Below are 11,995 nucleotides of genomic sequence, written 5' to 3' on the forward strand. Positions count from 1 at the left end.
ATGTGTGGAATTGTAGGATATATTGGACCAAAAGAGAAAAAAGAGATACTTTTAGATGGTTTGCAAGAGTTAGAATATCGAGGATATGACTCTGCAGGTATTGCTATTATTGAAGGTGAAAAACTCAATAATTATAAAGCTATAGGAAAACTTGCCAACCTAAGAGAAAAAACCAAAAACTATACCTCTGATGGTTTTGGTATCTCTATTGGACACACAAGATGGGCAACACATGGTAAACCTACAGAACTCAATGCCCATCCACACCTTGGAGCATACTCGTATGTTGTTCATAACGGGATTATTGAAAATTATCAAGACCTTAAAGAAGAACTACAAGCTGATGGGGTTAACTTTTTAAGTCAAACCGATACAGAAACCATCGTTCACCTTTTTGAAAAGTTTCATAAAGATTCAAACCAGCCTTTCCCTGCATTTCAAGAGACTATTGGCAGACTAGAGGGTGCATATGCCACCCTTCTTATCACTGAAGCATCTCCAGAGACTATTTTCTTTGCAAAAAGTGGTTCTCCTATGCTCATAGGATTTGATGGTGATGAAGTCTATTTTGCCTCTTCTGATACACCCATCATAGGCAAAGCGACAGAAGTTTATTATCTTGAAGATGGGGAGTATGGTTATGTAAAAGATGGTCAGGTACATCTTTATGATGCTAATGGTGAAAAAAGTTTCACCAAACAAGCACTCACTGCTGACAAAGTTTCTGCACAAAAAGATGGGTATAGATTTTTTATGGAAAAAGAGATCTATGAACAGAGCCAAATAATGGGTGATACAATGATAGGACGTGTTTTAGATGACTCTATCAACTTTGAAGAGTTAGATGAAGACTTTTTTGATGAGATCTATGCCATTAAAATATGTGCATGTGGTACCAGTTATCATTCCGCACTTGCAAGTAGCTATCTTTTTGAGCGTATCGGCAAAATGCGTTGTGATGTTGAGATCGCATCTGAATTTCGCTACAAAGAGCCATTTCTTACAGATAAAACACTTTTTATTACTATTTCACAAAGTGGGGAAACAGCTGATACATTAGAAGCTCTTAAAATGGCAAAACAGGCTGGACTTAAAACACTGAGTATATGTAATGTGGATAACTCTTCTATCGTACGTGAAAGTGATACTGCTATTCTTACACGTGCAGGCATCGAAAAAGGTGTTGCCAGCACAAAAGCATTTGCTACACAAAGTATGGTACTTTGGATGCTGGCTCTCTATGTAGGTCAAACAAAAAACACCATTTCAAAAGAAACTATAAAAACAGAAATAGATGCCATGCTCCATACTCCAAAAGCACTTGTTGTTACAGACAAACTCCATGCAAAGCTCACTAGACTCTCTAAACGCTACCTACATGGACATGGTTTCTTCTTCATTGGTAGAGACATCTTCTTCCCTCTTGCATTAGAGGGAGCACTCAAACTTAAAGAGATAAGCTACCTCCATGCAGAGGGATATCCAGCAGGAGAGATGAAGCACGGACCTATTGCTTTAGCAGACAGCGAACTCTTCACCATTGCTCTTATGCCAAAGACCATGCTCTACGATAAAATAAAATCAAACGTAGAAGAATTATCTGCCAGAGATGCCACTATCTTAGCCATCTCACCGGAACCATTCGACCTGGCTGATGACTTCATACAAACGAAGTATGATTCTCACCCTATGTTAGAATTTTTTGAAATGATGGTAGTGACGCAACTACTTGCACTTGAAATTTCTGTGAGATTAGGGAATGATGTGGATATGCCGAGGAACTTGGCTAAAAGTGTTACTGTAGAGTAGTCTTTAACACTTCAAACCATTGTGCACACAAGGCTTTGTAAATCGCCTTGTATCCACTAAGTTTTTCCATATATATTTCTTCTCTTATAGCAAAATAATGCTCTAAAAAATGCGTTTCATCTTTAGTGTCTAAATCAAACTCTATACATACAGAAGCTAAATCAAAATATCTGTCATTTACACTTGCAAATTCCCAGTCTATAAATTTTACTTCATCTGTGAAGAGTATATTTTTAGGATTTAAATCATTATGGCATAATACTTCTTCTACTTCATATTTTCCCAAAGTAACAAATGCTTGTTTTATCTCTTTAGATTTTGAAGTAAGTGCACTTTCTAAATTTAGAGGCATTGTATTTAATTTAATACTATGTAGCTCTTTTAGTACTTGTGCTAGTTTTTTCAGATCATATTTGTCTAAAACAATTTTATGCTTACCCTCTAAAAACTCACATATCATCAAGCCATTTTCGTCATCTAGGAGAATAGGTTCAGCGGCTATATTTTTCTCATAAGCTAATTTTTGAACTTTAAATTCAAACTTTCTATCATTTTGAAGTTTAAACTTTCTTATGAGGTATTTTTTATCTTCTGCTTTAAGTAAATAGTTCTCATTACAATATCCTTGATTTTTCAAGAGTGTAAACGTCTCTATCTCTTTATTTTTAAATATTTGGTATTGTTTGAGTTGATCTATCATTGTTCTATGAGTGTATGGTTTTGGACTCTGTAAACTCTACTGGCGATGCGTTTAGAATCTTGAATATCATGTGTTACCATGATCGTATGTAAGTTATTTTTAATCGTTATTTTTTTCACTAGATCAAGCATCTCTATTCTTGTATTTACATCTAGGCCCGTAAATGGTTCATCCAGGAGTAATATAGGTTCTCGTCGTATGAGTACTCGTGCGAGTGCAACGCGTTGTTGTTGTCCACCTGAAAGTGATGAGGCTAATGTATGTTCATATTTTTCAAGTCCTACTTCTCTCAGTATAGCCTGTACTTTATTTACATCCTCAAGATTCTCTTTTAAGACTTTACTTACCCCTAAAAGTATATTTTTCTGCACAGACAAATGTTCAAATAGATTATGGTTTTGAAAGAGTATGGTCATCGGTCTTTTTTCAACTGTCTCATTTGTCAAATCGTTTTCATCTAGTTTTATACTGCCACTTGAAGAATTTAAAAACCCTGCTATGAGGTCAAGCAGGGTTGACTTTCCACTTCCGCTTTGTCCAAGTATAGCTACAATCTCTCCTTTTTGTACGGACATAGAATACTCATATACATCATCAGTATTTTTATATTCATACTTTAGATCAGTTATTTTTAGCACTTCTACTCCTAAATAATCTTGGCAACAAAATAAATACACTCAACGTAATTGCTAAAAGTATCAATGCAACTCCTGCTGCATCACTCGTTCTGTAAGAACCCATGAGTTGGTACAAATACCAAGGCAATGTTGAAAAATCATCACTTCCAAACAGTGCAATGATACCCAAATCCCCCAATGAAAAACAAAAAGACAAAGCAAAGACATACCCAAGTGATGACTTCAGATAAGGGTATTCACAATAAACCCATCTTTGAAGTTTAGAAAGGTTGAGTGAAAAAATAAGCTTATCATACCGTTGTGCTGTTTTTTGCATAGCAGGACTTAAAACAGAAAGTGCAAAAGGCAATGACATTAATACATTTGCAGTCAGTAGAGCTATGGTTGACCAAACTACAAGAGGCGCTTCATACCTTTGTGATAAAAGAAAAAAACCTAAACCCAATATCAACGACGGGATCGCAAGATACAGGTTTCCTGAAAATGAAATGATGATGTTCAGTACTTTTGAGAATTTGTTTTCTTCTAAACGATGTTTCAAGGTAAAATTTCTTTTTGTATCACTTAAAAGTACAGCGAATATGACTGTGATTATACTTGATACAGTAGCAAGAATGATACTCGTAAAAAAAGATTTGATAAAAAGTGCTTCACTCACTATTCTTCCAAAATCTGCACCTATGCCATCTATAACGATCACAACCAAAGGTGATATAAAAAATAGTGCAAACAGAGAGATGATGGCCATTTGAATCTGTTTTATATGCTTTGGTTCACTCCATGGTATGTTGATACTACTTATTTTTAAGTTTGTAAGTTTAGTTCTAAAATTAGAAGAAAACACAACAAGCAGTGTAGAGACAGCAAGCTGTATAAGAGCCAGCTTTAAAGCCATAGCGATATCAAAATCAAGTTTAACCGCTTCATAGATGGCAACTTCCAAAGTGTTGTATGCAGGGGAACCACCAAGCACAAGAACAATGGCAAAGGAAGTAAAACATAAAAGAAATATGGTCGAAGCGATACTTAGAAGTGTGGGTCTCAAAGCCGGCCATTCTACATAGAGAAATCTTTGGAAGATTGTGAAATTCAAACTTTTTGCAAGTTTATATTTCTCTTTTGGAATACTTTCAAAGGTATGCAACAAAGATCTTGATGCAAACGAAGCATTAAGATAGACATGGGCTATCAAGATACCGGTCAAACCATAAAGGTAAGAACCAAATGAATGATCAAACAGATACATACTTAGTTGATTGATCCATCCGTTACGTCCAAAGATCCCTATGAGTCCAAAAACAACGATAAGTGTGGGCAAGACCAATGAGGATGAAAAGAGTGCCACTAAAACCCCACGACCTTTAAAGTGTTGTTGGTGCGCTAAACTCCATGATAAAGTAATACCCACGACAATAGACAACAGTGTAGATAAAAAAGCCTGATAAAGTGTGAATTTCAGAAGAGCATAGACTCTAGGATCAAACTGCGTCACCGTAGTGCTGTCTTGAGATATAAAGAGTATAAAAAAGAGTAAGGATGCAAAGCTTAGCAATAGTATAGAGACAAAAGCACCAGGAAATAGTGAGCTTCTAAATCTATGCCATTGCTTTATCATCATTATCTACTTATGGCACTGAGCCATTCATTGATGTATGTTTTTCTGTTGGCTTCAACTACTTTACCATCTAGCAAAAACATTTGAGAAGGCACATTCAAAAGTCCAAACTCTTTTGGTAACCCTTGCTTGGTTTTTACCACAGGGTATGCCCAGTTTGCAGTGGGAATAATGTTGGCAAATGTCTCACTATGCATAAATGCTAAAAACTTTTTAGCCAACACTTTATGTTTTGAAGATTTGAGTATCGCAGCCACTTCTACCTGCCCATAATGCCCCTCTTTAAAGTTTGCACTTTTATAGTTCATTTTCTTCTCTTCTATGATATGATACGCAGGTGAAGTAGTATAAGAAACTACCATATCTGCCTCTCCTTTTAAAAAGAGACCATAAGACTCTGACCAACCCTTAGTAATGGTTAAAATATGAGGAGCAAGTCTTTTCCAATACTCCCCTGCTTTCTCTTTGTAAATCTCTTTGATCCACAGAAGCAAACCAAGTCCGGGAGTTGATGAACGGGGGTCTTGGATCACAATCTTAAAATCTTCAGGCATTGCTGCCAACTCTTCAAATGATAAAGGTGGATTTTTAAGTTTATCTGCATCATACACAAAAGCAAAGTAACTGTAGTCATAAGGTACAAAGTTCTCATCAGCATATGCAACAGGTAAGTCCAGTTTTGAAGTATTCAGATCATGCTTTAGGAAAAGTCCTGTTTTGTTTGCTGTTTGTGCAATGCTTGTATCTAGTCCTAGTAATATATCTGCTTTGGTCTTTTTACCCTCAAGTTGGATCTTTCTTAAGGCGCCTATCGCACTCGACACTCCTACGAACTTTACATTACAATGATGTAATTGTTCAAAAGCCTTTTTGATTTTAGGGCCTGCACCCCATGACGCGGTAAATGAATCATAAGTATAAATGGTAAGGGTAGGTTTAGTATCACTTGCAAATGAAGTGATACTAAGAAAAATAAATAGTAATAATTGTAGTGTTTTAGTCATGCAGGATTATATCATAGATTAGAAGTCGTATGATACTGTCAAACCGATTGTTCTAGGTGCACCTTGTTGGATAAATAATTCTGGTTCATATCCATACTCATAACCAGGTGTTGGTGTTGGATTATTACCAAAGAAGAATCCTCTGACACCATAGGTTTCATCCGTAAGGTTTCGTCCCCATAATGATGCTGACCAGTTTCCATGTATATATTCTATACTTGAATTTAGCAATGTATAGGCTTCTGACTTTTGATCATGCGTATTTGAGTAGTAGTAAGAACCTCTCCCTTCAACATTTGATTTAAATGTGAATGACTCTGCAAACATATAATCAAATCCAATGTTATACTGATAGTCTGGAGATTGAGCCGGTGCACGTCCTTCTTGCTCAGGATTTAAACTGAACTCATCAAACGTTGCACGTAACAGTCCTATACTTGAATAGATATGCAAAGCATCATTTGGATAATAATCAAGTTGAGACTCCAACCCATAATAACTACCTTCTTCTGCATTACTTAAATAATTTCTAAAGTCTACAGCATCACCTTCATAGAGTTTAACTTGTTGGTCGTTACGCTTTCCGTAGAAAATATTTAAACGACTTCTTAATGTATCGTTAAAGTGGCTGGAGTTCAACCCTGCTTCAAGGTTCCATAATGTTTCTGTTTCATACGCTTTAGTCGGAACATCTTCAGCATTGACTCCACCTGGTTTATACCCTTTTGCTAAAGAGATATAATAAAGTTGTTTATCACTATGCTGATAATTTAATCCTAGTTTTCCACCTGTTAGCGTCTCGTCTTTTGGTAATCTCTCTCCTGCAGAGTTACTATAGTCAGCTTCCCAATTTTCTACACGTAAAGCGGTAATGAGTGTGAGTTGATTTGTCACAGCTGTATCTAACTGTCCGTATATTGCTTTGTTCTCAGTATCTTGTGTATAAGAAGAAAAATTATCTTCACCCCACTTAATACGATTTCTATTCATTGTTTCATCAAACTTTTTGGCATATACTCCAATGGTCCAATCCGTTGTACCATTAAAAATACGACCTTCTTTATCAGACACTAATCTCACATCAATATCAGCTTGCTCTATATCTCTACGATATTCATCAAAATAATCATATCCGTTATCCCAACCTAAGCTAGGTATGAAATATTCCCCTGCATACGTCCAATCTTCATCATAACTATAAATAGAATCTGTTTTAGAATAACTGATTTTTGAAACTAAATGCATCGCTTCATTTACCTGATAGGTTGATGTGATTGCAAATGCATCTGTTTTTTGGGCATCTTGTCCAGGGTTATCCGAATGTGAATCTCTTGAATTATCAAGTGTAAAGGCATCGTAACCATTATCAACATCTATATGCATATAATTAAAATCAATTGTATGATTATCTGAAGCAAGCCAACGCAGTTGTACTTTGGCAGTAAGTTCATCTATATTTTGCGTATCCTCACGGTTTAGGAAACTGTTTTCCATAAAACCATCACTTGTATTTTTATAGACAGAAACTCTTCCTAGAAGTGTATCCTCAATAAGTGTCCCACCTACTGCAGCACCAAATGCTTTAGTATTGTAATTACCGATAGTAGCTTCTATGTGACCTTCTGTTTCTTTAGTCGGTTCATTACTCTGCACAGTGACAACTCCTGCCATACCATTGGCTCCAAAAGTGGTTCCTTGTGGCCCTCTAAGTACTTCTATTTGCTTTACATCGAACATACCCACACCTAAAGTACTGCTTGAAAAGTCAATACCATCTACGATAAGCCCAACAGATGGATTTACCGGAGCTTCAAACTGACTTCTCTCCCCGATACCTCTGATCTGGATATATTTTGCTTTAGAAGCACCTGCTGAAAAGTTTACGTTTGGTGTGCTTGCCAAGGTTTCAATAAAAGATTGAGAGGCTTTATCGTAGATATCTTCTTCTCCGATAACTGTAACACTTTGTGTTGTCTGAGATAGCTTCTTATCTCTAAAGTCAGCTCCTACAACAATAGGATCAAGTGTCAATTCATTTTCTGCAAGTGCTGCTGTATGCAATAGTGCATAAGCTGCAATCATCGATATGGTTAAAGTTTTGGATTTCATTTTGGTTTCCCTTAAAATATTTTATATATTAAAAAAGGAGGAGATGTTACAAGAAGTGATAAACATTTATCTTATATACAAAGCTCTTCCCTACGCTGGAATTATCCAGTTCAAGTTCGACGGGTCAAGCTTTTGCGCTATCTCAGCTAAATTTAAAATCCAGCACCCCGAGAGATTGATATCAACTTATACATCAAGTAACCTATCATAATCCTTAATTAGGAGTATATTAGTCTGATTTAAAGAAGTGGTTCTTTTCTTGTATCATTTTCTACAGTATATTTAAATTTTATAGTAGATGCCGTGTGTAAAGTTTTATACAAAAAAGCTTTGGAGAGTTCTACACTTTTGGCCAAAATCTCACCTTTTGCCAAGTGTGTTGCTATAGCAGAAGAGAGTACACACCCAGTGCCATGCGTATGTGTAGTGTGTAGCCGTGTAGTTGTAAATGGCGATATTTTAAAATTTTGTCCTACTAAATAGTCTGTGGCAAGTTGACTATCTTGACTATGTCCACCTTTAATAAGTACTGCTTTCGCACCCAATGCAAACAGACCTTTTGCCATCGCTTCTATCTCATCACTTTTCCCCGTATATTTAGTGTTTAAAAGCGTATTGACTTCTGGTATATTAGGCGTAATAATATCGACACGAGGGAAAAGTTCTTTTACCATAGTTTCAATAGCTACTGGCTCTAAAAGTGCTTTACCACTTGAACTTACCAGTACTGTATCAAGTACAATATTTTTGAGTTTATACTTATCTATAGCTTCTGAAATGATGGATATTATCTCAGCATTGGCAAGCATTCCTATCTTGACTGCATCTACTTTTATGTCATCTAGTATGCTTGTCAGTTGTGTTTTGAAGATCTGTGCGGGGATAGTAAAAACATCTTTTACCCCTGTAGAATTTTGAGCAGTCAGAGCAGTAATGGCAGTAAAAGCATATCCCCCTAATGTATGTATGACCTTTGCATCTACTTGTATCCCTGCACCCCCATAGTTATCTGAGCCTGCTATGGTAAGTACTGTGGGTGTAATTTTAATTGGCATACGTATTAAATGCCTCTATCAGTGCTGTCGTTCTCTCTTTAGAGATTTCTCCATCTTCCAATACATCTGAAATCATAGCTATCCCATTGGCAGCTTTAGTTTCTGCTACATTCTTAATATTTTCAATCGTTATCCCACCAATAGCCACTATAGGATAGTCCACATTCTTAGCCCAATGCTTTAAATCTTTAATACCTACAGGATCATAGGTTAATTTTTTAGATATAGGCTCATAAATAGGTCCTATGGCCAAATAGGATGGTTCAAACCCAAGAGCAATATCTATCTCTTTTGGTGTATGGGTACTTATGCCTAGTCTTATACCTGCATCCAGTATAGCTTTCACATCTGCTTCCTGGATGTCTTCCTGTCCTAAATGTATACCATAGGCTTTGTGTTTGATGCCTAACTCCCAAAAGTCATTAAGGAAAAATCTTGTATTAAATTTTTCTGAGATTTTAATGGCTTCTGTGACTTCATTTTCCAGTACCTCACCGGACATGTCTTTTACACGAAGTTGGGCTGTTGTGATGCCCACTTCATAAAGGGGTTTTAGTTTATAGGCACGGTCTACTACTGGGTAGATGCCTAGTGGTTTTTCATTACATTTTGGGAATTTCATTTTATCTCTTTATTTTAATTTCCTATAAATCAACTTGTGGCGTTGTTTCCTTTCATTTTTTTTAGAAAAAAACGAAACAAAAAAATCGTTGTGGCTCTCGAATCGCTTCGCTTGCAAGGGCGTTCGCCACAATAAGGCACGCGTTGCGTGATTTAATTAAACTGGTGCCAAAAAGGCGTACCTATTGTTGGGGTAGAAGGTGAAGCAAATTCACGTTCTTGCATTGTACCTGCTTCATATCCTAAACGTCCTGCTTCTACCGCATACCTAAATGCATCAGCCATTTTTACAGGATCCTGTGCCAATGCTACAGCAGAGTTAAGCAATACACCATCATACCCAAGCTCCATAGCCTGCGTAGCGTGTGAAGGTTTACCTATCCCTGCATCTATAATGAGTTTGAGTTCTGGAAACTGCTTTCTAATGGCTGTTAAATTATCTGGATTCATAAGTCCTTTTCCTGAACCTATCATCGAACCCCAAGGCATAATGATCTTACATCCTACATCAGCTAAACGTTTAGCTACGACCAAATCATCTGTCGTATAGGGGAATACTTCAAATCCTTCTTTTATGAGTACCTCAGCCGCTTTTACCGTTTCAAAAGGGTCAGGTTGTAAGTTATACTGGTCACCGATGACTTCCAGCTTTATCCAGTTTGTTCCAAAAACTTCTCTAGCCATTTGTGCTGTAATAATAGCTTCTTTTGCAGAGTGACACCCCGCAGTATTGGGTAAAACATTAATGTTCAATGCTTTAATAATATCCCAGAATTGCCCACCATTACCTTCTCCTGCTGATTGACGACGTAAAGAAACGGTCACGATCTGTGCTTGAGATATTTTGATAGCATCTTCCATATTTGCCGGAGACGGGTATAGTGCAGAGCCTATAAGCAGTCTGCTGCTTAAAGTTTTTCCACCTATTTCCCAACTGTCCGATTGCATATCGATATGTTTTGTCATTTTATCCACCTTGTACGGGAGCCAGTATTTCTATACTGTCATTATCATGAATCATAGTAGTTTCATAGGTTGAAATAGCAACAAAAGTACCATTAAGAGCTAGTGCAAAGCCCTTTTGTTTATACTTGAGTTCTTTTATGATTTCTTTGACATTCATCTCAGAGCTTAGCTCTGTTTTTACTCCATTTACTATAACTTCTATCATTTGTATATCCCTTCATTTAATGCTTGTTCCACTATAGCCGGTGCCAACAAGTATCCATGTCTATAGAGTCCATTGATACGCGTCAACTTATCTGAATTTTCAATGCGCGGCAAATTGTCTTTAAATGCCGGACGGCAATTTGTCTCTGTGTTGACTATGCGTGCCTCTCCAAAGCCTGAATGCACAGAAAAGACTGCTGAGAGCAGTTCAAGACTGGAACGTACAGACATTGGGCTTGTATCTTCACTCTCTATCTCCGTTGCACCCACTACATAACGCTTGGATCCCGGTGTCTGTGATATCTTACACTCGTTACAATAGTCCAGGTCCATACCTTCACAACCGTTTTCACGAGGTACAATGTATATTTTATAACGAGGATGAAGTAATCTGGTGGGACGTGTAATGTTTATCTCTGATGATTCAAGCCAAAATACTTCACCTCTTACACCACGCAGATCATCAAAATGCTCTTTGGCACCTAAACCTCTCGAGTCGAACACCCAATCAAACTCTTCTACTTTTTCTTCATAGAAAACTTTTGCAGGCTCGATACTTTCTACTTTGGTATGTTCCATCCAGGTAACATTGGGATTCATACTTAAAATATTGGTAGAAAATGCCATAAACCTTTGCGCATCTACTTGCCCTTCATCTTTAAGGTAAAATGCTTTACTGTGATGTCCAAGCTCAGGCTCTAGTTTTTTCAGCTCTTTACTGTCAAGCATCTCTATCTCTTCAGCTTCTGCCACTTTATGACGAAGTGAAGTAATGAAATGTTCAAGCTCTCCCATATCTTGAGGATGAGCGGTAATGATCGTCCCTTTTTGTTGAAAACCATCATACACACCCGCCTCTTTTAAGATATCCGGCCAAAGTTCCATGGAACGTTTACCATGCTCAAAGATAGCAGATTCAGCCGTCTCCAGTTCGGCAAATGGAGCTAACATGCCAGCAGCCGTAAATCCAGCTGCATCCGTTCCCTCTTTACTACTCTTGTCAAAAAGTGTTAGAGTATGTCCTTCTTTTAGTAGATTGAGTGCTAAAACTCTACCTACTAAACCAACACCTACAATTGCTATATTCATAATTTTTCCTCATGGTCGCTAAATCGACCCTACATTAATCACGCAAAGCGTGCTTGTTGTGGCGAACGCCCTTGAAAGCGCAGCGATTCAAGAGCCACAACGATTTTTTGCTTCGTTTTTTCTAAAAAAATGAAGGGAATAACAACGCCTCAGTCCAGCAAAGAGGAAGCTTGACCAAACCATTA

Annotated in this window: 11 protein-coding genes and 1 riboswitch; of the genes, 1 reads left to right on the forward strand and 10 read right to left on the reverse strand. The window is 37.2% G+C overall.

Annotated elements, in window-relative coordinates; translation table 11 throughout:
- Positions 1-1,809 (forward strand): glutamine--fructose-6-phosphate transaminase (isomerizing), encoded by a 1,809-nt coding sequence (gene glmS / locus ACLHDG_RS11290; RefSeq protein ID WP_415406337.1) that lies wholly within the window; start codon positions 1-3, stop codon positions 1,807-1,809.
- Here glmS and ACLHDG_RS11295 read toward each other — a convergent pair.
- From ACLHDG_RS11295 to ACLHDG_RS11340, 10 genes are all read right to left on the reverse strand, one after another.
- Positions 1,796-2,509, reverse strand: coding sequence for a choline/ethanolamine kinase family protein (locus ACLHDG_RS11295; protein ID WP_415406338.1), 714 nt, complete (start codon positions 2,507-2,509; stop codon positions 1,796-1,798). The two genes, glmS and ACLHDG_RS11295, sit on opposite strands and share 14 nt — an antisense overlap.
- Positions 2,506-3,147 (reverse strand): ATP-binding cassette domain-containing protein, encoded by a 642-nt coding sequence (locus tag ACLHDG_RS11300; RefSeq protein WP_415406339.1) that lies wholly within the window; start codon positions 3,145-3,147, stop codon positions 2,506-2,508. The genes ACLHDG_RS11295 and ACLHDG_RS11300 overlap by 4 nt, the downstream gene beginning before the upstream one ends.
- Positions 3,131-4,762, reverse strand: coding sequence for an ABC transporter permease subunit (locus ACLHDG_RS11305; protein ID WP_415406340.1), 1,632 nt, complete (start codon positions 4,760-4,762; stop codon positions 3,131-3,133). The genes ACLHDG_RS11300 and ACLHDG_RS11305 overlap by 17 nt, the downstream gene beginning before the upstream one ends.
- 2 nt (positions 4,763-4,764) lie before the next feature.
- Positions 4,765-5,766 (reverse strand): thiamine ABC transporter substrate binding subunit, encoded by a 1,002-nt coding sequence (gene thiB / locus ACLHDG_RS11310; protein ID WP_415406341.1) that lies wholly within the window; start codon positions 5,764-5,766, stop codon positions 4,765-4,767.
- 18 nt (positions 5,767-5,784) lie between these two features.
- Positions 5,785-7,875, reverse strand: coding sequence for a TonB-dependent receptor (locus ACLHDG_RS11315; RefSeq protein ID WP_415406342.1), 2,091 nt, complete (start codon positions 7,873-7,875; stop codon positions 5,785-5,787).
- A 70-nt stretch (positions 7,876-7,945) separates the two neighbouring features.
- Positions 7,946-8,055: riboswitch (TPP riboswitch) on the reverse strand.
- A gap of 59 nt (positions 8,056-8,114) precedes the next feature.
- Complete coding sequence (gene thiD / locus ACLHDG_RS11320) at positions 8,115-8,930, reverse strand: bifunctional hydroxymethylpyrimidine kinase/phosphomethylpyrimidine kinase (protein WP_415406343.1); 816 nt, start codon at positions 8,928-8,930, stop codon at positions 8,115-8,117.
- The gene (locus tag ACLHDG_RS11325) at positions 8,920-9,552 is read right to left on the reverse strand and encodes a thiamine phosphate synthase (protein WP_415406344.1); all 633 of its coding nucleotides are present in this window, start codon (positions 9,550-9,552) and stop codon (positions 8,920-8,922) included. Before ACLHDG_RS11325 ends, thiD begins: the two co-directional genes overlap by 11 nt.
- A 152-nt stretch (positions 9,553-9,704) precedes the next feature.
- Positions 9,705-10,517 carry a thiazole synthase gene (locus ACLHDG_RS11330; RefSeq protein WP_415406345.1) on the reverse strand — a complete coding sequence of 271 codons (813 nt, stop codon included), beginning with the start codon at positions 10,515-10,517 and terminating at the stop codon, positions 9,705-9,707.
- A 1-nt stretch (position 10,518) separates the two neighbouring features.
- Entirely contained in the window at positions 10,519-10,722 is a 204-nt protein-coding gene (thiS, locus tag ACLHDG_RS11335) for a sulfur carrier protein ThiS (protein ID WP_415406346.1), read from the reverse strand.
- Positions 10,719-11,810 (reverse strand): FAD-dependent oxidoreductase, encoded by a 1,092-nt coding sequence (locus ACLHDG_RS11340; protein WP_415406347.1) that lies wholly within the window; start codon positions 11,808-11,810, stop codon positions 10,719-10,721. The genes thiS and ACLHDG_RS11340 overlap by 4 nt, the downstream gene beginning before the upstream one ends.
- Between the last annotated feature and the right edge of the window lie 185 nt (positions 11,811-11,995).

Source organism: Sulfurovum iocasae, from assembly GCF_047716765.1.
Taxonomy (GTDB): domain Bacteria; phylum Campylobacterota; class Campylobacteria; order Campylobacterales; family Sulfurovaceae; genus Sulfurovum.